Annotated in this window: 15 protein-coding genes; 1 reads left to right on the plus strand and 14 read right to left on the minus strand. The window is 69.5% G+C overall.

Annotation, left to right across the window (positions count from 1 at the left end; genetic code table 11):
* Window positions 1–200: 200 nt before the first annotated feature.
* The 5 genes from ACIRF9_RS38720 to ACIRF9_RS38740 all read right to left on the minus strand — a co-directional run bounded on the left by ACIRF9_RS38720 (window position 201) and on the right by ACIRF9_RS38740 (window position 5,971).
* Window positions 201–1,301, minus strand: a complete 1,101-nt coding sequence (locus ACIRF9_RS38720) for a phosphotransferase family protein (protein ID WP_403832310.1) — start codon at window positions 1,299–1,301, stop codon at window positions 201–203.
* The gene (locus tag ACIRF9_RS38725) at window positions 1,298–2,038 is read right to left on the minus strand and encodes an SDR family NAD(P)-dependent oxidoreductase (protein ID WP_403832313.1); all 741 of its coding nucleotides are present in this window, start codon (window positions 2,036–2,038) and stop codon (window positions 1,298–1,300) included. Before ACIRF9_RS38725 ends, ACIRF9_RS38720 begins: the two co-directional genes overlap by 4 nt.
* The gene (locus tag ACIRF9_RS38730; RefSeq protein ID WP_403832316.1) at window positions 2,035–3,243 is read right to left on the minus strand and encodes an acyl-CoA dehydrogenase family protein; all 1,209 of its coding nucleotides are present in this window, start codon (window positions 3,241–3,243) and stop codon (window positions 2,035–2,037) included. Before ACIRF9_RS38730 ends, ACIRF9_RS38725 begins: the two co-directional genes overlap by 4 nt.
* Window positions 3,240–5,045 (minus strand): AMP-dependent synthetase/ligase, encoded by a 1,806-nt coding sequence (locus ACIRF9_RS38735; protein ID WP_403832318.1) that lies wholly within the window; start codon window positions 5,043–5,045, stop codon window positions 3,240–3,242. The genes ACIRF9_RS38730 and ACIRF9_RS38735 overlap by 4 nt, the downstream gene beginning before the upstream one ends.
* Before the next feature lie 137 nt (window positions 5,046–5,182).
* The gene (locus tag ACIRF9_RS38740; RefSeq protein WP_403832321.1) at window positions 5,183–5,971 is read right to left on the minus strand and encodes an enoyl-CoA hydratase/isomerase family protein; all 789 of its coding nucleotides are present in this window, start codon (window positions 5,969–5,971) and stop codon (window positions 5,183–5,185) included.
* Window positions 5,972–6,120: 149 nt separating this feature from the next.
* Between ACIRF9_RS38740 and ACIRF9_RS38745 the strand changes: the two genes are divergently transcribed.
* Window positions 6,121–7,038 (plus strand): winged helix-turn-helix transcriptional regulator, encoded by a 918-nt coding sequence (locus tag ACIRF9_RS38745; protein ID WP_403832323.1) that lies wholly within the window; start codon window positions 6,121–6,123, stop codon window positions 7,036–7,038.
* 31 nt (window positions 7,039–7,069) lie between these two features.
* Here ACIRF9_RS38745 and ACIRF9_RS38750 read toward each other — a convergent pair whose 3' ends face one another.
* The 9 genes from ACIRF9_RS38750 to ACIRF9_RS38790 form a co-directional block, all read right to left on the minus strand.
* Window positions 7,070–8,326, minus strand: coding sequence for a cytochrome P450 (locus ACIRF9_RS38750; RefSeq protein ID WP_403832325.1), 1,257 nt, complete (start codon window positions 8,324–8,326; stop codon window positions 7,070–7,072).
* Between the two features lie 110 nt (window positions 8,327–8,436).
* Window positions 8,437–10,260: an acyl-CoA dehydrogenase gene (locus ACIRF9_RS38755; protein WP_403832328.1), complete on the minus strand. Its 1,824-nt coding sequence runs from the start codon at window positions 10,258–10,260 to the stop codon at window positions 8,437–8,439.
* Window positions 10,261–10,334: 74 nt separating this feature from the next.
* Window positions 10,335–11,114, minus strand: coding sequence for an IclR family transcriptional regulator (locus ACIRF9_RS38760; protein WP_403832331.1), 780 nt, complete (start codon window positions 11,112–11,114; stop codon window positions 10,335–10,337).
* Between the two features lie 19 nt (window positions 11,115–11,133).
* Window positions 11,134–12,666: an acyl-CoA synthetase gene (locus ACIRF9_RS38765; RefSeq protein ID WP_403832333.1), complete on the minus strand. Its 1,533-nt coding sequence runs from the start codon at window positions 12,664–12,666 to the stop codon at window positions 11,134–11,136.
* A gap of 33 nt (window positions 12,667–12,699) precedes the next feature.
* Window positions 12,700–13,623 carry a fumarylacetoacetate hydrolase family protein gene (locus ACIRF9_RS38770; protein WP_403832335.1) on the minus strand — a complete coding sequence of 308 codons (924 nt, stop codon included), beginning with the start codon at window positions 13,621–13,623 and terminating at the stop codon, window positions 12,700–12,702.
* 2 nt (window positions 13,624–13,625) lie between these two features.
* The gene (locus ACIRF9_RS38775) at window positions 13,626–14,444 is read right to left on the minus strand and encodes an IclR family transcriptional regulator (RefSeq protein WP_403832338.1); all 819 of its coding nucleotides are present in this window, start codon (window positions 14,442–14,444) and stop codon (window positions 13,626–13,628) included.
* 1 nt (window position 14,445) lies between these two features.
* A complete protein-coding gene (locus ACIRF9_RS38780) occupies window positions 14,446–14,910 on the minus strand; it encodes a nuclear transport factor 2 family protein (RefSeq protein WP_403832339.1) in 465 nt (154 codons plus the stop codon).
* On the minus strand, window positions 14,910–16,076 hold the full coding sequence (locus tag ACIRF9_RS38785) for a tRNA-dihydrouridine synthase (RefSeq protein WP_403832341.1): 1,167 nt from the start codon (window positions 16,074–16,076) through the stop codon (window positions 14,910–14,912). Before ACIRF9_RS38785 ends, ACIRF9_RS38780 begins: the two co-directional genes overlap by 1 nt.
* Complete coding sequence (locus ACIRF9_RS38790; RefSeq protein ID WP_403832343.1) at window positions 16,073–16,870, minus strand: SDR family NAD(P)-dependent oxidoreductase; 798 nt, start codon at window positions 16,868–16,870, stop codon at window positions 16,073–16,075. The genes ACIRF9_RS38785 and ACIRF9_RS38790 overlap by 4 nt, the downstream gene beginning before the upstream one ends.
* Window positions 16,871–16,909: the final 39 nt, after the last annotated feature.

Genomic DNA, 16,909 nt, shown 5'->3' on the forward strand with positions numbered 1-16,909 from the left:
TGTACGACAGCGTGCGCATCGGCAGGCGGGCCGCGCACTGTGAGACGAAGTCCGACCCGCTGCCGACCGCCGCCAGGTCCCGTACGACGGCCTGGGCCTGGTGTCCATCAGTTCCTGGATCCGCGCCTCCAGAACCTCCTGGGGAAAGGTGTCGGACAGATCGATCTCGTCGCAGGGCCGCGTCCGGGCGGTAGTGGTGGTCATGGTGCTTCCCCTGAGAAGGGCGAGGTAGGTGAGGTGGGGCGGCGGATCAGCCCGTCCGCCTGGTCGATGAGTGCCTGGGCCATGGTGTGCAGTCGCGCGCCCATGTCGGCGGGGGCCTGGCCGGCGCCGGCGCGGGCGTGCGTGCCTTCCAGCACCACGGCGAGGCGGTAGCAGGCCAGGACGCGGAACCAGGTCAGTGCGTCGAGGTCCCGTCCGGTGCGGGTCGCGTAGTGCTCGACGAGGTCGTCGCGGCTGGGCAGTCCCGGTACCGAGAGGGACGCGCTGACGGGGTTGCCGTCGACGGGCCAGGTGGCGAGGAGATGGCCGAGGTCGAGCAGTGGGTCGCCGATCGCGGCCAGTTCCCAGTCGACGATCGCCGCGACAGTTCCGGTGTCCGGGCGCACGATCACGTTGGCGAGGTGAAAGTCCCCGTGGATGACGCCGATTTCGGAGATACGGGGTTGGTGGTCGTTCAACCAGGCCGTGACGCGCTCCACGGTGTCGGGCGCGAACCCGGGGTAGCCGTCGTATTTCTCGTAGGAGCTCAACTGGGCGCTCCATCGCCCGACTTGGCGGGTGAGCCAGCCCTCGGCCCGGCTGGCGTCGTAGTAGGGCACGGCACGGGGATCGACCCGGCTCAGGGCCGCGATCGAGTCGATCACGGACAGGCCGAGTTCCCGCTGGAGCGCGGGGTCCTGGGAGAGCGGCGCGAGCAGTTCCGTCGCCGGGGTCACGCCCTCGACCGGTTCCATGAGGTAGAAGGCCGCGCCGATCACGTCGGTGGTGTCGCAGGCAGCGATCAGCCGGGGGTGGGGCACGTCGGTGCCGGCGAGCGCGGTCAGCAGCTGGGCTTCACGGCGCATGGTCTCGTCGCTGTTGGGCCGCTTGTGCCGGGGCGGTCGGCGCAGGACGTACTCCTGCCCGCCCCGCTCGAACCGCACGAGCACGTTCTGTGTGCCACCGGTGACAGGCCGGACGTCGCCGATCCGGCCGCCGGGAAGTCCACGGTCGTCCATCCAACGGCTCAGTCGGTCCGGATCGAACAGCTCTCGGTCGACTGGTGGTGTGCCTGTGTCCTTCATCGCGCTCCTGCTCATGGAAGGCCTCCGTCGAGGCGCAGCACGGCGCCGGTGCAGTAGGAGGCTTCGTCGCCGGTCAGATACATGGCCGCGCCAACGATTTCGTACGGTTCGGCGCAGCGGCGCAGGGCGAGTGTGCTCGCCAGCTGGTCACGTTCTTTCGGGTCCCAGGCCGTGGCGATGTCGGTGAGGACCAGGCCGCACTGGATGGCGTTGACGCGCACCCCGGGTCCGAACGCCTTGGCCATTCCCTCGGTCAGGGTGTTGAGGCCGGCTTTCGCCGCCGCGTAGGGCAGCGAGTACGGGTCGGGGCGGATCGCGGCCATGGAGCTGATGTTGAGGATCGATCCGCCGTCGCCCTCGGCCATGCGGGTGCCGATGAGCGCGGAGAGCCGGAACGGACCCTTGAGATTGACGCCGATCACCTTGTCGAACAGGGCCTCGCCGACCTGCTCCAGGCCGGGGTAGAGCGGGGCGATCCCGGCATTGTTGACCAGGACGTCGACACGGCCGAACTCGGCGTAAGCGGTGTCGACGAGCGCGTCGCACTGCTCCCAGTGGCTGACGTTGCACGCGACGGGCAGAGCGCGCACACCGTGGCGAAGGCGGACCGCGTCGGCGACCGCCACGCAGTTGTCGAGCTTGCGGCTGGCGACGACCACGTGGGCGCCCCGTGCGGCGTACGCCTCGACGAGCTCTCTGCCCATCCCCCGGCTGCCTCCGGTGACGACGACGACCTTCCCGGCGAACGTCACGTGTACTTCCGGAGTTCGGCGCGGGCGAGGGAGTTCTTGTGCACCTCGTCGGGGCCGTCGGCGATGCGCAGGGTGCGGGCGTTCGCGTACAGCTCGGCCAGCGGGAAGTCCTGGCTGACTCCCCCGGCGCCGTGTACCTGGATCGCCCGGTCGACGATCCGCTCGACCGCCGCGGGTACGGAGATCTTGATCGACTGGATCTCGGTGTGGGCGCCGCGGTTGCCCACGGTGTCCATGAGCCACGCGGTCTTGAGCACGAGCAGCCGCAGTTGCTCGACGGTCACCCGGGCGTCGGCGATCCAGTCCCGGATGACGCCCTGCTCGGCGAGCGGCTTGCCGAACGCGACGCGGGCCGAGGCCCGCCGGCACATGAGCTCGATCGCACGCTCGGCCATCCCGATCAGACGCATGCAGTGGTGGATCCGGCCGGGGCCGAGCCGGGCCTGAGCGATCGCGAAGCCGCCGCCCTCCTCGCCGATCAGGTTCTTGGCGGGCACCCGTACGTTGTCGAGGACCACCTCGGCGTGGCCGCCGTGCGCGCCGTCGGTGTAGCCGTAGACGGTCAGGCCGCGGCGGACCGTCAGGCCGGGGGTGTCACGCGGGACGAGGATCATGCTCTGCTGCCGGTGCCGTTCGGCATCCGGATCGGTCCGGCCCATGACGATGAAGATCCGGCAGTTGGGGTTCATGCCGCCGGAGGTGAACCACTTGCGGCCGTTGATGACGTAGGAGTCGCCGTCGCGCACGATGCTGGTGGCGATATTGCGGGCGTCGGAGGAAGCGGTGTCGGGCTCCGTCATCGCGAAGGCGGACCGGATCTCGGCGTCCAGCAGGGGGCGCAGCCAGCGCTGCCGCTGCTCGGCGGAGCCGAACATGGAGAGCACTTCCATGTTCCCGGTGTCCGGTGCGGCGCAGTTCAGGGCGGCGGGCGCGATGCTGGGGCTGCGGCCGGTGATCTCGGCCAGGGGGGCGTACTGCAGGTTGGTCAGGCCTGCACCGTGCTCGCCCGGCAGGAACAGGTTCCACAGTCCGCGCTTGCGTGCCTCGGTCTTGAGGTCCTCGATGACCGGAGGGGTCACCCAGGGGTCTTCGCTCGTGCCGATCTGCTCGTGGAACACCGGCTCGGCGGGGTAGACGGACGTTTCCATGAAGTCGAGCAGTTCGGCGCGCAGCCGCTCGGTCTCGGTGTCGTAGGAGAAGTTCACGGGCGCTCCCGGTAGGTGTCGTCTTCCGCCTGCTTGCCCGACCCGTTGCCGGCCGGATGTGCATGCGCCTGGTAGAGGCCGTCGAGGGTGTCCCGGTGGCGGGTCTCGATGGCGGAACGGCGGAGCTTCAACGTGGCGGTCAGCGTGCCGTCGTCGGTGCTCCATGGCTGCGGCAGCAGCTCCCAGCGCTTCACCTGCTCGGCGCGGGAGAGTTTGCTGTTGGCGTACTCCACGGCGCGGGACACCTCCGCGTGGACGGCGGGGTGCGCGGCCAGTGCGGTGTCACTCAGGTCGTCGGCGTCGAGGCCGTGTTGCTCGCGCAGCCAGGTGCGGGTGAGCGTGGGGTCCAGCGCCAGCAGCGCCACGACGTAGGGCCGGCCGCTGCCGTGGGCCAGCGCCTGCGCGATGAGCGGGGACAGGGTGAGCAGGGACTCGACGGCGACGGGGCTGACGTTCTTGCCGCCGCTGGTGATGATGACTTCCTTCTTGCGGCCGGTGATCCGCACGTTGCCGCGCGCGTCGATGTCGGCCAGGTCTCCGGTGCCCAGCCACCCGTCGGCGTCCATGACCGGCAGGAGGGTGCCGTCCGGCTGGAGGTAGCCGGGTGTCACCTGCGGTCCGCGGACCAGCAGCTCGCCGTCACCGGCCACCCGTAGCTCGACGCCGGGCATCGCCCGGCCGACCGTCCCCGGCTCGAATTCGGCGGCGCTCGACGAGGTGATCGCGCCGGCCGCCTCGGTGCTCCCGTACACGTCGACCAGTGGAAGGCCGTATGCGTGCAGCCTGGCCGCCACATCGGGCGGCAGCGGTGCACCGCCGGCGAACGCCACCTTGAGTTCGTCGAGCCCGACGGTGTGCAGGGGCGTGGCTCCGGTCCGGTGCGCAGCGGCGGCGGCCTGGTCGAGCTCGCCGAGAATCTTCTCCCAGATCCGGGGCATCGACTGGAACACGGTCGGGTGCGAACGCGCGATGACGCGGCTCAGGGCGTCCTGGCGGGGGCTGAACGAGATGATCCCGCCGGCGACCAGCGGGATGTAGACGCTCGTCTGCCGGTCGACGATGTGTGCGAGGGGCAGGTAGCTGATGGTGCGGTAGGGGCGTGGGGAGTGTTCCGTCGTGGCGAAGCCCGAGGCGACGGTGCTGAGGTTGCGGTGGGTGAGCGGCACCGCTTTGGGGGTGTTGGTGGTGCCGGAGGTGAAGATGATGGCGGCGATGTCGTCCGGCGTGACGCGGGTGGCCCGCTCGGTCACGGCGTCCGGCTGTCGCTCCAGCAGTGCGCGGCCCGCGGCGAGGGTTTCGGCGTAGCTCTGCTGCCGGGTTCCCGCGGGGGCGGCGGGGCTGTCCGGGTCGAGGACGACGACCCGGCGTACGTCGGGTGCGGTCAGCGCGATTTCCCATTGTCGGCGCTCGGCCGGGCCCTCGATCACGACGGTGGTGATCCGGGCGTGAGCGGCCTGGGCCCGCACCTGTTCCGGGGCCAGCGTGGGGTAGAAGGTGCTGGGTATCGCGCCCGCGTGGAGCACGGCCTGATCGGTCAGCCAGTGCTCCGGCCGGTTCGCCATCATCAGCGCGACCCGCTCCCCCGGCGCGACACCGGCGGCGATGAGGCCCGCTGCGAGCGTCCGCACGTGCTCGCGTACGGCCTCGCCGTCGAGCACGCACCAGCCCGAGGAGTCGGCGGGCGGGGCGTCCCACTCCGGTGCGGGAGAGAGATCGTCGGCGAACCAGGACAGGGAGGGAGGATCTTGGGAGTTGGTGAGCAGGTCGGTCAGTGTCCGACTGGCCGATGACGGCACTGTCATGGCTGTTCCTCTTGGCTGGACGTGTCGGGACGAACGCAACGCTGTGGGGGCACCGCGGCGGGCGCGGTCAGCGCTTTCACCGGGCGCAGGGGGGCGCCGCCGTGCCGGGGTCGACGGTCACGGCGGCGCGTTCCGGGTCAGTTCTGCCAGAACGTCTTGGACAGCTTCCGGCGCTGCTCGCGCTTGTCGCGGTCGCGGAAGTCGCGGACGCCCTCGGTCAGCGCGCGCCCGATCCACTCCGACTCCAGGGCCAGACCGAAGTCGATGTTGTCGGCGCCGTACTTGAGGTACTTCTTGGTGCGCTCGACGACACGCGGCTCCTTGGCGAGCATCACCTCGATCAGCGACTCGACCTCGGCGTCCAGCTTCTCGGGCGTGGTGAGGCGGTTGATCAGGTCGTGGCGCTCGGCGGTCTCGGCGTTGAACAACGCGCCGATCAGGTTCCACTCCTTGGTCTTGCGGCGGCCTGCGAACCACGCGAGACGGTTGGTGCCGCCCCAGCCGGGCGTGATGTCCCAGTCGATCTCCGGCATACCCCACCGCGACCGGTCCGTGGCCACGACGAAGTCGCAGACCAGTGTCAGTTCGAGTCCACCACCCACCGCGATGCCGTCGACCTTGGCGATGGTGACCTGGGTGAGGTCCTCGATGATCTTCGCGGTCTCCTGGTACAGCCGGATCTGCCGACCGATGCTCTCGTCGGGCCAGTCGCTGAACTCGGCCACGTCGTCGCCGGCGCAGAAGGTGTTGCCCGCGCCCTGGAACACCACGATGCGGCACTCCACGTCGTCGCGGATCTCCCGCACGGCCTCGTTCAGCTGCTGGGACAGGTCCCGGTCGAGGGCGTTGTGCACCTGAGGCCGGTTCAGCGTCAGCGTGGTGACGGGTCCGGATCGCTCGATGATCAACTTCTGCTCGGTGCTCATGCCGACCTCCCTGAGGTGGTTACTTGTAAATCGAGACTTACTTGCAAAACGAGACCTTAGGCACGGACGGAGGCGTGCGCAAGTGTTAGATTCGAGATCGCGTCAGACGTTTTCCGGCAGCAGACACCTACCGGCTAGGGGAGTTCAGGGTGAGTGACATCGACGTGCGGCCGGACGCCGTCTACCTGACCTCGCAGGCCGTCGGCAACGCCTGGTCCTGGCTGGTGATGCGAGAAGCCGTGCTCCACGACGTCCGACGGTTCGGGGAGTTCCAGAGCCGGCTGGACCTGGCCCGCTCCACCCTCAGCGCACGGCTGTCGCAACTGGAGGAGGGTGGGCTGCTCACACGTGGCCCGGAACACGCGAGTTCGGCGGAGGAGTACCGACTCACGGCCGCCGGCGCGGACTTCTTCGACTGCCTCATGGTGGCGATGGCGTGGGCGGACCGTTGGTACTTCGCCGACACGACTCCGCCGCTACGGGTCACGCATCGGGGGTGCGGTGGCCCGGCGTCGCCGGAGTACCGCTGCGGGGCATGTCAGAAGGTCGTGGTGGCGCAGGACGTGACCGCGCAGCATGCCGAGCGCCGGCTGGGCGTCACCCGGCTGCCGGGCCAGTATCACCGGGCACCCGACTACCGACTGCTCGAACGCAACCGGCCGTGTTCCATCGCCCGCTCGCTCACGGTCATCGGGGACTGGTGGAGCAGCATGGTCGTGCGTGAGGCGTTCTTCGGGGTACGCCGTTTCGACGAGTTCCGGAGCAACCTGGACGTGTCGACGAACATCCTGGCGAACAGGCTTGCCCACCTCGTCGAGCAGGGGATCCTGACCAAGGTCCCGTACCAGAAGCGCCCGATTCGTCATGAGTACCGGCTGACGAAGAAGGGGCTCGACTACTACACGATCCCGCTGGCGGCCATCACCTGGGGCGACCGCTGGAAGAATCCGGGCGAGCCGCTCGTTCCACTCCGGCACACGCCGTGCGGGGAGTCGCTGCGTCCCGTCCTCAGCTGCGGAACCTGTGCGGCGCCCCTCTCACGGGCCGAGGTCGAAGTGGCTCGTTGAGAAGGGGCGCCGTCACGTGCGTGGCGTCGTGTCAGAAATGGCACGGCATGGCGCGGACGGCGTGCACGAAGTTGCTGGTGAGGTGTTCCGGCTCACTGGCCTGGATCTTGGGAACCTGGGTGAGCAACTCCCGGAAGATCGCCCGCAGTTGCGTCTTGGCCACCTGGTTGCCCAGGCAGTAGTGGGCCCCGCCGCCGCCGAATCCGACGTGCGGGTTCGGGTCACGGCTGAGGTCGAACCGGTCCGGGTCGGCGAACACCTCGCCGTCCCGATTGCCGGACGGGTAGAACATCACCACCTTCTCGCCGGCCGCGATCGGCTGACCGCCGAGTTCGAAGTCGGCGACCGCCGTGCGGGCGAAGGTGTGCACGGGCGTCGCCCAGCGTACGAACTCCTCCACCGCGGTCATGATGCGGCCGTCGAAGTCGGCCTGCAGCCAGGCGCGTTGGTCGGGGAACTCGGTCAGGGCGCGCAGCGTGTGACTGGTGGTCTGGCGTGTCGTGTCGGTGCCGGCCACCGAGAGCAGGACGAAGAACGAGGCGATGTCTCCGCTCGTGAGCCGCTCGCCGTCGATCTCCGCCTGCACCAGGCTCGTCATCAGGTCGTCCTGTGGTGCGCGCCGTCGCTCCTCGGCCATCTCGAACGCGATGCGGTGCAGATACTGGCGGGCCTCGCCCATCACCTGTGCGCGCGGCCGCCCGGCCAGGAACTCCGGGTCGGCCGCGCTGAGCAGGGCCTCCGCGGCGTTCGCGACGTTGTCGCGCTCCTCGTCCGGGATGCCCAGCATGTCGCCGAGGGTGCGGACGGGCAGCTTGGCGGCACACTCGCTCACGAAGTCGGCACCGTCTCCGGCCTCGATGAGGCCCTCGACGATCTGCTTGGCGTTGGCGTCGATCTGGTCCTTGAGACGACCGACCTCCTTCGGCGTGAAAGCGGCGCTGACGAGCTTGCGGATCCGGGTGTGCCGGGGCGGGTCCATCACCAGGAACGACTGCGCCTGCTCCATGATGTCCTGCGGGAAGACGTCGAACATGACGCCCTGGCCGGACACGAACACGTCGTTGCGGCGGCTGACCTCGACGATGTCGGCATGGCGCACGACGGCCCAGAAGCCCGGCATCGGCGGCTGCGGCAACGTGCTCTCGGCCTGCGGGTGCCACGACACCGGGCGCTCGGCGCGCAGCACCGCGAAGTCGAGCTCCCGCTCGGCGGACTTCCGCGACCAGAACGAGAAGGTCGACAGGTCGATCGCGTCGTAGGGCCGTTCGGCGGCGAGGGTCATGGTCATCGTCTCCTTTGTGGTGCGCCGTACTTATCGCCGAGGCTAGGCAGACGGTTCCCCCCGCAGAACGCCGTGCCACGAGATTCCGCTCTGCGGCACACGTATGCCGGTCCCGCTCAGAAGGAGGCCTCGTCGACCTCCATGAGGGAGTCGTCGGTCGACTCGGCGACGCGGAGACGGACGGCCAGTTCTGGCAGCACGGTCCGCGCGAAGAACTGGGCGGCGGCGACCTTCCCGGCGTAGAAGCTCCGGTCCGCCTCCGGCACATCCGCGGCTTCGAGACGGTGTACGGCGACCTGGGCCTGGCGGATCAGCAGGTATCCGACCATCAGGTCGCCCATGCCGAACAGCAGGCTCGTCGTGTTCTGCCCGACCCGGTGAATCGCTCCGGACCGGTGCACCCGCCGTAGCTCCGCAACCATCGCCTCCACAACGCGCACCGCATCACTCAGGGTGGTCGCGGAAGCCGTCAGGGATTCCTCACGCACGGACTCGGCCAGCCCGAGTATCTCGGCGCACAGGGCGCCGAACGCCCGCCCTTCGTCTCGGACGATCTGGCGGAAGAAGAAGTCGTTGCCCTGGATCGCGGTGGTGCCCTCGTAGATGGCGTCGATGCGGGTGTCCCTGACGTACTGCTCCAGGGGGTAGTCGCGCAGGTAGCCCGAGCCGCCAAGGATCGTCAGCAACTGGCCGAGCTGTTCGTACGAGCGCTCGGATCCGACTCCCTTGACCAGCGGCAGCAGCAACTGGCTCCGTGCCATGTCCGCGGACGGATCACCGCCCGTGTCCCGGGCGATGGCGATCCTGTCCTGCACCGAGGCCGTACAGCTGACCAGTGCCCTCAGCCCTTCGGCGTACGCCTTGGCCAGCATCAGGCTCCGACGCACCTCCGGGTGCCGGATGATCGTCACGCGGGGCGCGGTGGGATCGGACGACGCGGCCAGGTCGGCCGACTGGATGCGCGTCCTCGCGAACTCCAGGGCGTTGAGGTAGCCGGTGGACAGGGCCGCCATGGACTTCGTCCCCACGTTCATCCTGCTGTGCTCGATGAGCTGGAACATCTGCGCGATGCCCCTGTGCACGTCTCCCAGCAGCCGGCCGACGGCCGGGCGGCCCGCTTCCTGACCGAAGCCGAGTTCGCAGGTGGCCGACCCCTTCAGACCCATCTTGTGCTCGATGCCGGTGGCGAAGACGCCGTTGCGGGCGCCGAGTTCACCGGTTTCCAGATCGACATGGAACTTCGGTACCACGAACAGGGACAGTCCCTTGGTGCCGGGACCTGCACCGACCGGGCGGGCGAGCACCAGGTGGACGATGTTGTCCGCGAGGTCGTGCTCGCCGTTGGTGATGAAGCGCTTGACGCCCTCGATGTGCCAGGAGCCGTCGTCCTGGGGCACGGCACGGGTCCGGATGGAGCCCACGTCCGAACCGGCGTCCGGCTCGGTGAGCACCATGGTGGTGCCCCAGCCCCGGTCGACGACGAGCTGCGCGAGCCGGCGTTGCTCCTGGGTGCCGTTGCGATGGATCATCCCGGCGAACGCCGGGCCCGACAGGGCCATCTGGAGGGCCGGGTTGGCTCCCTGAAGCAGCTCCGAGACCGCCCAGACCAGCGTCTTCGGTGCCACCTGCCCGCCGAGTTCGGGCAGGGTCTCCAGGTTCCACCATTCGCCGGCCCGCAGCAGGTCGTACGACGTGCGGAACGCCTCGGGCAGGGTCACCGAGTGGGTGGCCGGATCGAACACCGGCGGTTCTCGGTCGGGGACCGAGAACGTGTCGGCGAGCGGCCCTTCGGCCAGCTCCGCCACCTCGCCGATGATGTCCCGGACGAGTTCCTCGTCGAAGTCGCCGTAGGGCCCGGCGCCCAGGTGGGCCCGGGAATCCGGCATCTCCAGAAGGTTGAACAAAAGGTCACGGACGTTGCTCTTGAAATGGCCGGACATCGCGGGCCGCCTCCTGTGTTCTGACTCTTGGGGCATGCCGACGAGAACTCGGGGCCACGTCGTGCAGGCCGGTGCTAACTGGCGGCTTCCTGGAGCACGCGCCGGTACAGCAGGCGCGAGACTGCGCGTGCCGTGTCGACGACGGGCTCGCCCAGCTCCATCAGTCGGCGGTACGGGGTGCGCATGCTGGGGGCCGCGAGGGCGATCGCCGCCACCCCGCGTCCCGCGGAGTCGAAGACCGTCGCGCCGACAGCGCTCACCCCGTGCTCGGTCCCCTCGACGTTGATCCCGAAGCCACGACGGCGCGTCAGCGCCAGCTCCCGCAGCAGTGCCGCGAACTCCGGACCGGCCGCCTCGGTCCTCAGCCGTAGCCCCTGGGGGTACAGCTCCGACAGTTCCTCGTGTGTGAGGGTCGCCAGCAACGCCTTGCCACCGGAGGTCAGATGGGCGGGCAAGATCTTGCCTACGCGGGTCCGGACCCGTCCCGGACGTACGTTCTCCGCACCGCCGACGAACCGGGTGCCGGTTCCTTCCAAGGTGACCAGATGAACGGTCTCCCCCGTGACGGCCGACAGTCTGTCCAGGTGGTCCTGGGCCTTCTCGACCAGTCCACCCGGTGCGTGTGATTCCGTGGCCACCATTCTGAGCGCCGGTCCGGGCCGGTAGACATGGCGGCGGTCCTGCACCGCGAAGTCGTGGTGCACGAGCATCGCCAGCAGTCGATGGGCCGTGGACGCGGCGATTCCGAGATCGCGTGCGACGTCCTGGACGCGGAGCGACTCGCGCTCACCGAGCAGGAAGATCAGACTCAGTGCGCGGTCGACCGAGTTCAGCGGGTATGCGGGAGTGGACAACGACCTCACCGTCCCTTCCTCAGTGTGCGTAGCGGTCCAGGAGCACACGCTTGACGAGCTTGCCGGTGGGTGTACGCGGCAGCTCGGTGGCGAAGTCGATGCTGCGCGGGACCTTGTAGCGGGCGATCCGCTCACGGAGGTAGCCGGTGAGTTCCTCGGCGAGTTCCTGACCGGGCTCGGCTTGCGGCGCCGGCAGGACGACGGCCTTGACCGACTCCCCCATCTCCGCGTCCGGCACCCCGATGACGGCGACGTCCTGGACCTTCGGATGCAGCGCGAGGGCGTCCTCGATCTCCTGCGGGTAGATGTTCACCCCGCCGGAGATGATCATGAAGTCCTTGCGGTCGGTGGGGAAGAGGTAGCCCTCTTCGTCCAGGTAGCCGATGTCGCCGGTCGTGGTCCAGTTGGGATGCCGGGGGTGCTGGGCCCGCGCCGTCTTCTCCGGGTCGTTGTGGTATCGGAAGGCCAGCAGTTCCCGCTCGAAGTAGATGAGGCCGACCTCGCCGGGGGGCAGTTCCTCGCCGTCCTCGCGGCAGATGTGCGGGATGCCGAGCTTGGACTGTCCGACCGAGCCCGGCTTGCGCAGCCATTCCTCGGTGCTGATGACGGTGAACCCGTTGCCCTCGGTCGAGCCGAAGTACTCGTACAGGATCGGACCCCACCAGTCGAGCATCGCCCGCTTGACGTCGACCGGGCACGGCGCCGCCGCGTGGATGGCGACCCGCTGGCTGGACACGTCGTACTTGTTCCGGATCGCTTCGTCGAGCTTGAGCATGCGGACGAACATGGTCGGCACCCACTGGCTGTGCGTGACCCCATGGCGTTCGATCGCCGCCAACGCCGCCTCGGCGTCGAACTTCTGCATGAGGACCACGGTCCCGCCCAGGGCGTGCACGATGCCGCCGAAGCGCAGCGGTGCGGCGTGGTACACCGGCGCCGGGGACAGGTAGACGGTGTCCCGGTCGAAGCCGAAGAGCGGTCCGGAGGTCGCGACGTTGATGTCGCCGGGCTCGTGGACCTGGTGGGTGGGCAGCGCCGGCTTGATGCCCTTCGGCCGGCCCGTGGTGCCCGACGAGTAGAGCATGTCGATGCCGCGGGGCTGCGACGGCAACGGCTCCTTCGACGCGCCGGCCAGGGCGTCGGCGTACGAGTCGTAGTGCTCGACAGGACCGTTGTAGGCGAGGCGGATCGTCACACCGGGTGTCTCGGGCACGATCTTCCGGGCGACCTCGGCGACCCCCGCGGAGACCACCAGCGCCTTGGCCCCGCAGTCGTTGACGATGTAGCTGACCTCGGCAGCCGCCAGATGCCTGTTGACCGACGTGATGTAGAGACCGGAGCGCAGTGCGGCCCAGTAGACCTCGAACACCTTCGGATCGTTGTCGGTCAGTACGGCGAGGTGGTCGCCCGGGCGCAGACCCTCGTCGTAGAGGTGGCGGGCCAGCCTGGTCGAGCGCTCCTCCAGTTCGCGGTAGGTGATCGTCTCGTCCGTGCCGGCGACGATGACCGCCGGCTTGTCGGGGAACTCCGTTACGTAGGCACCTGGGTACATGTGCGGCTCCTTACAACAGCGTGGTTCGGCCAATCAGCGGGACGGTCGTCCACCGTCGCGGCTGGAGGTGACGTGGTTGGTCAGCGCGCCGACCCCTTCGATCTCGATGCGGATCTCGTCCCCGACCTTCAGGAAGTCGCCGGTGGCCGCGGCCACTCCGGCGGGTGTACCGGTCAGCACGAGATCGCCCGGCTCGAGCGTCATCACCCGGGACAGCGCGGCGATCTGTTCGGCGACGGGCACGAGCATCTGACTGGTGGAACTGTCCTGGCGGAGAGCCCCGTTCACCCAGGTCCGGATCGCGAGGCGCTGCGGGTCGGCGATCCGCCAGTGAGGGACGAACGCCGGGCCGATCGGGCAGAAACCGTCCTGGCCCTTGTGTCCGATCCAGTCGAAGCCGAACGGCGGGCCCAACGGGTCCTTGCGCCGGAAGTGGCCGCGGGCGGAGATGTCGTTGGCCACCAGGTATCCGGCCACGTGCCGCATGGCCTGCGCCGGAGTGACATCGCGCAGGCGGTGCCCGATCACGACGCCGAGCTCCGCCTCGTAGTCCAGCCGGACGTCCGGGCCGGTCGGCATGGGGACCGGGGCGCCGGGGCCGGTGACGCTGGTCGTCGGCGGTTTGAGGAAGAAGAACGGCTGGGCGCCCTGCGGCGGATCCGGAAGCCCCATCTCCTTCATGTGGTCGCGGTAGTTGGCGCCGGCGCAGATGACCTTGTTGGGGTAGGTGAGCGGCGCCGCCAGTGGTGTCTCCGACAGCGATCCGATGCGCTCCTCGGGCGACGAGGTGCGCAGGAGGCGGCTCGTGGCGTCCCAGTCGGCGAGCGCCGCCATGAGGTCGAGGCCGGCGAGTTGCGCGGGTGGGGCGAAAATGTCGTCGCCCACGACGACGGCCAGTTCGCACGGAGCCGCGGGCCCGTGCTGGATCTGGACGAGACCGATGATGTCGCCTGTCATGTCTAGGCCCCTGATCGCACTTCGCCCGCGACGGGCGCCTCGTGGGCGAGGTGGTTGTTGTTCAGCCTGTTCTCGACGGCGCGTGCCGTCGCCCGCACCTTGTCGATCACCTGCCTGCGATCGCGCGCCGAGAGCCGGAAGACCGGACCGGCCACCGTCACGGCGCTCGGTCGCCGGCCAGGCCTCACGATGACGGCGGAACAAGCCCACACGCCGGGCTCCAGCTCTTCTTCGCTGGTGGCCCAGCCCTGTCGCTCGGCGTCGGCGATCTCGGCCTCGAAGGCCTCGCGGCGCTCGGCGAACCCGCTGTCGGCGCGGACCCGTGCATCGAGATGGCGGGTGCGTTCCTCCGGCGACATCGCCGCGAGCAGCACTTTGGTGGTCGCCCCCGATCCGAACGGAAAGGTGTGCCCGACGCCGAAGTCCAGGCGCAGCGCGTGTGAGGACACCACGCTCGACATGCAGACGGCCGCGGCGCCCGACTGGCGCATGAGCATCACCGTCTCTCCCACCTCGGCGGACAGGGTTTCCAGATGGGGCTGGGCGACCCGCACGAAGTCCTGCACCGCGATCGCGGCGCGCGCCACGGGCAGGATGCGCGGGGTGACCTGGAGGGCGGAGGACTCCTCGTCCTCCTCCAGTAGGTCCAGCTCGCGGAAGAGGGAGATGTAGCGGTAGATGCTGCTCATCGGCAGATCCATGCGCTCCGCCAGCTCCGCGGGCGTGGCGCGCGGGTTCTCCGCGTCGAAGCTCAACAGCATCTGCAGGGCGCGGCGTGGGCTGGACACGCCCGGCGTGAGCCGAGTGGGCTCTTCTGCCATGTCAGTTCACCGTCCCGGGGTGGGCGGCGAACTGCTGGGAGCGGTGCATGAGTTTCCAATTGCCTCGGAACAACGGGTTGATGGTGTGCGTGCGCCACAGCCACCGGTCGCCGATGTGCTCCCAGGCGCTGTCGAACCAGCACGCGGAGACGAGTTCCGGCTTCCCGGTCGACGGGTCGACGGCGAAGAGGCTGAGGTAGTTATGGGCCTGGGCCCGCGGCGGGGTCGCGGACTCGTCGACGTCGATCGTGACCGTCGAGATCACATGCTGGGTCTGCGCGTCCTCACGTATGACGGTGCGCCCCCACTCGCGGACCGCCTCGGCGCCCGGCGCCTCGCAGAAGTGGTAGCGGCCGTGCTCGAACAGCGCGCCCAGCCGGTCCCAGTCGTGGGTGTCCGACGCCAGGGCGTACTCGAACAGCTGCCGCCTGATCTCCGTCTCGGCGCTCTGCCGCAGGTCAGCCATTACTTGGTTCCTTCCGTTACCTCGTCGCGGCCCCAATATCCCGCACGTTGCCGGTGCTCCGGCCAGCCCGAGCAGACCGCTCCGGTCAGCTGGGTGCGCAGGCACTGGGGCGGGTCGCAGGCGCATACGTGGATGTCGTCACCGGCGGCGGCCTTGGCCACCCAGTCGGGGTCCGCGAGGAGCGGTCGGGCCAGGGCGACGCCGGCCACCTGCCCACCGGCCACCAGGCTTTCCGCGTGCTCCGGGACGGTGATCCCGCCGTTGGCGAGCACAGGGACGGACACTGCGGACTGGATGGCTATGGTCGCGCCGAGCTGGTGTCCCCAGCGCCGTTCCTCGCCGGCGGCGGTGATCGCGCGCACCGTCTCGAAGGTGGTGACGGACGGGAGCAGGAAGTCGGCTCCGTTCGTCTCCAGGATCATGGCGAGCTCGACGGCCTCGTGCAGCGACCAGCCCCCGTGCGCCGCCTCGTCTCCCAGCAGTTGCACGCCGACGATCGGATCAGGACCGACCCGGAAACGAATCTCCGTGAGGCATTCCAGGGTGAAGCGGATCCGGTTCTCGAAACTGCCGCCGTAGCGGTCGGACCGGGTGTTGGTCCGGGGGGACAGGAACTGGGAGGGCAGGAATCCCTGCGACGCGTGCAGCTGTACGCCGTCGAATCCGGCCTCGATGAGCAGGGCGGCGGCCCGGCCGGTGTCGGCCACGGTGTCGGCGATGTCCTGCTCGGTCATCTCCGTCGGGGTGACGACGCGGTCACCGACCAGCCGGAAGGGAAGCGCCGAGGGAGCAAGCCGCGGCTGCTCCTCGTACCGGTCCCAGGGGCCCGCGTAGCGGCCGGCGTGCCCGAGCTGGGCAACGATCAGCGCGCCCTCCTCGTGCACCGCCTTCGCCAGCGCGGCCAGCCCCTCGATCTTCTCCTCGCTGTCCACGACAGTCTGCTGCGGGAGTTGGCGCCCCGCCTCGCTGACCGTGAAGTGTTCGGTGATGACCAGGCCGACGCCGCCCTGCGCGCGCCGGGCATAGTGTTCGATCTCAGCCTGGGAGACCGTGCCGTCGGGGTTGGCGTAGGCGACGGTCATCGGAGCGAGCGCGACCTTGTTCCGGGCCTGCTTCGAGCCCAGACGCAGGGGCGAGAACAGCGTGGGGTAGGCGGAGGCGCTCATCCGTTGAACACTCCCCCGTCCACGTACAGCGTCTTGCCGGAGATGAAGGCGGACTCCGGGCCGAGCAGGAACGCGACGGCGGAGGCGATGTCGTCGGGCTTCCCGTGCCGGCCGAGCGGCGGCAGGGGCAGCGCTGCCGACCGAACCGGGTCATTGAGGAGTTCCGCGGTCATGGGGGTCTCGGTGATGCCCGGAGCCACCGCGTTCACGCGGACACCCGCCGACGCCACCTCGTCCGCGAGGGACTTGACCAGCATCGCCAGCCCTGCCTTCGACACGCAGTAGGGCCCACGACCGACGAGCGGCCGCACCGCGCCGCCGGAAGTGAGGGCCACGATCGATCCGCCCCGTCCGGCCTCGACCATGGCTCTCGCGCCCGCACGCAGCGTGTAGAACCCGCCCGTGAGGTTGACGTCCAGCACGTGCCGCCAGCCGTCGTCGTCCTGGTCGAGCAGCGGCACGAACACCTCCCCGTCCGGTCCCGCCGGCCGGGCGGTCATGATGCCCGCGGCGTACACCAGCAGGTCGAGCCCGCCGTGCTCGGCGGCCGTCTTGGCCACCAGAGCGTCGCACTGGGCGCTGTCGGTGGCGTCGAGTCCCGCGCCGGTGGCCCGGCCCCCCGACTCCGCCGCGGCGGCGCGCGCTCCGGCCTCGTCGCGGTCCGCGAAGACCACGGTGGCCCCGCGTTCCGCGAGCAGCGCGGCAATGTTCCGTCCAATACCGCCCGCCGCCCCGACGACGATCGCGGTCTTCTCGTCCAAGGGCCGCGTCGCGGCCTCGTTCGCCGAGCTCATGGCCAGTCCTTCCGCTCACCAGAATGATTAGACACACTG

Source organism: Streptomyces sp. NPDC096132 (assembly GCF_044763345.1).
GTDB lineage: Bacteria > Actinomycetota > Actinomycetes > Streptomycetales > Streptomycetaceae > Streptomyces.

Bases quoted from the DNA above. Each gene is read 5' to 3' on its own strand.
- ACIRF9_RS38720 (WP_403832310.1), bottom strand. From the start codon at position 1,301: ATGAGCAGGAGCGCGATGAAGGACACAGGCACACCACCAGTCGACCGA.
- ACIRF9_RS38735 (WP_403832318.1), bottom strand. From the start codon at position 5,045: ATGACAGTGCCGTCATCGGCCAGTCGGACACTGACCGACCTGCTCACC.
- ACIRF9_RS38740 (WP_403832321.1), bottom strand. From the start codon at position 5,971: ATGAGCACCGAGCAGAAGTTGATCATCGAGCGATCCGGACCCGTCACC.
- ACIRF9_RS38750 (WP_403832325.1), bottom strand. From the start codon at position 8,326: ATGACCATGACCCTCGCCGCCGAACGGCCCTACGACGCGATCGACCTG.
- ACIRF9_RS38755 (WP_403832328.1), bottom strand. From the start codon at position 10,260: ATGTCCGGCCATTTCAAGAGCAACGTCCGTGACCTTTTGTTCAACCTT.
- ACIRF9_RS38765 (WP_403832333.1), bottom strand. From the start codon at position 12,666: ATGTACCCAGGTGCCTACGTAACGGAGTTCCCCGACAAGCCGGCGGTC.
- ACIRF9_RS38770 (WP_403832335.1), bottom strand. From the start codon at position 13,623: ATGACAGGCGACATCATCGGTCTCGTCCAGATCCAGCACGGGCCCGCG.
- ACIRF9_RS38775 (WP_403832338.1), bottom strand. From the start codon at position 14,444: ATGGCAGAAGAGCCCACTCGGCTCACGCCGGGCGTGTCCAGCCCACGC.
- ACIRF9_RS38780 (WP_403832339.1), bottom strand. From the start codon at position 14,910: ATGGCTGACCTGCGGCAGAGCGCCGAGACGGAGATCAGGCGGCAGCTG.
- ACIRF9_RS38785 (WP_403832341.1), bottom strand. From the start codon at position 16,076: ATGAGCGCCTCCGCCTACCCCACGCTGTTCTCGCCCCTGCGTCTGGGC.
- ACIRF9_RS38790 (WP_403832343.1), bottom strand. From the start codon at position 16,870: ATGAGCTCGGCGAACGAGGCCGCGACGCGGCCCTTGGACGAGAAGACC.